Annotated in this window: 1 protein-coding gene; it reads right to left on the bottom strand. The window is 66.3% G+C overall.

The genetic code is table 11. The annotated features are described in order from the left end of the window. Positions 1–1,954: MDR/SDR family oxidoreductase (locus BST12_RS28780; RefSeq protein WP_139802046.1), on the bottom strand; the 1,954-nt coding region annotated here is incomplete at both ends.

Raw genomic sequence — 1,954 nt, 5'->3', positions numbered from 1 at the left:
GGTCGGGGTCTAGGGCGGCGGGGTCCGGGTGGGCCAGCACGGTGGCGGTGGTGGTGACGACCAGGGTGGTCAGCGTGTGTCGTTGTCGGTCGGGGGTTTGGGTGGCTAGCTGGGTGGCCAGGGTTTGCGGGCTGGCGGTGGCCGCCTGGCGGCGGGTGCTGGTCAATGCCGACAGGATCGGGGGTAGGTCATTGCGCCGGCTTAGTGCGCGCAGATTGAGCGGCGCCACCACCAGGGCGGGTTGCCGCTGCGTTAGGGCGGCGTCGAACAGGGCCAGGCCGTGTTCGGTGGTGATCGGGGTCAGGCTCGCGCGGCCGATGCGGGCTTGGTCGAGCCGAGTGAGGTGCGCGGTCATCTCTGAGGAGGTGTGCCAGTAGCCCCACGCCAGGCTGGTGGCCGGTAGTTGGTGGTGGTGTCGATGATGGGCCAGGGCATCCAGGACGGCGTTGGCGGCGGCGTAGTTGGCTTGCCCTGGATTGCCGAAAGTCGCTGCGGCAGAAGAGAACAGAACGAACGCCGCCAAGTCTTGGCTGGCGGTCAACTGGTGCAGATGCCACGCCGCGTCGGCTTTGGCGGCCAGCACGGTGTCCAGCGCAGTGGGAGTCAGTTCAGTGACGACGGCGTCGTCGAGTACACCGGCGGCGTGGATGACCGCGGTCAACCGGTGGGTCTTAGGGATGGAGTCCAGCAGTGCAGCCAACTGCGCGCGGCTGCTGGTATCGCAAGCAGTGATCGTGACGTGGGCGCCTAGTTCGGTCAACCGCTGGGCCAGGTCTTCGGCGTCCGGGGCGGCTGCCCCGCGGCGCGATACCAGTAGCAGGTGCTTGATCCCATGCTCAGTGATCAGATGCTCGGCGAAAACCCTGCCCAGCATCCCGGTTCCGCCGGTGATCAACACCGTGCCTTCGGGATCCCAGCTGGGGGTCGGCGGGATCAGCACGATCTTTCCGGTGTGCCGGGCTTGGCTCATATCGCGGAACGCTTGGCGGGCGTGCAGCAAGCCGTAGCTGGTGATGGGCAGCGGTCGCAAGACGTCCGCGACGAACAGTTTGGTCAGCGTGGCCCACGCATCGAGTAGGTCTTCGGGTCTTGCCGTCTGCAGGTCATAGGCCTGGTAGGTCACGCCGGGATGATCGTGGGCGATCTGGCTGGGTGTGCGGATGTCGGTTTTGCCGATTTCGATGAAAGACCCGCCGCGGGGCAGCAATTGCAGTGAGGCGTCGATAAAGTCGCCGGCCAGGCAGTTCAACACGACGTCTACGCCCTGGTGGTCGGTGGCCGCGCTGAAGGCGTCGGCGAAATCCAGTGTGCGCGAGGAGGCGATATGTTCCGGCGGGACTCCCAGGCCTTCGAGTATGTGTTGCTTGTTAGGGTGTGCGGTGGAAAAGACTTGAGCCCCAATGTGGTTGGCGATTTGGATCGCGGCTTGGCCAACCCCGCCGGCGCCGGCGTGGATGAGGACCCGCTGCCCAGCGGCCAATCCGCCCAACTCGACCAGGGCGATGTAGGCGGTCAAAAACGCGACCGGCACCGACGCGGCCTGGGTAAACGACAATCCCGCTGGTATGGGAACCACCATGCGGTGATCGGTGACCGCCGTCGGCGCAAAGGCGTTGGCGGGGAACATACCCATCACCGCGTCACCGCGTTGCACAGTGCGCACATCGTCGGCAATGTCGAGGACCACCCCGGCAGCTTCACCGCCCATGCCCTCGTATGGGATGGCGCCTAGAGCGACGACCACATCGTGGAAGTTCAACCCCGCAGCGCGGATCGCCACCCGGATCTGCCCGGGGGCCAACAGGATCGGCTTGGCGGGCACCAGGGCCAGATTCGCCAAGTCACCCTTGCCGGTGGTGTCGAGTTGCCAGCAGGAGCCCGGTGGTGGTGTGAGCGCGCTGGCTCGGATGAGGCGGGGGGTGTGGATGTTGCCGTGGCGGAGTGCGAGTTGGGG

This window comes from Mycobacterium angelicum, assembly GCF_002086155.1.
In the GTDB taxonomy this organism is placed as follows: Bacteria; Actinomycetota; Actinomycetes; order Mycobacteriales; family Mycobacteriaceae; genus Mycobacterium; species Mycobacterium angelicum.
This window is presented reverse-complemented; position numbering and strand designations above follow the sequence as displayed.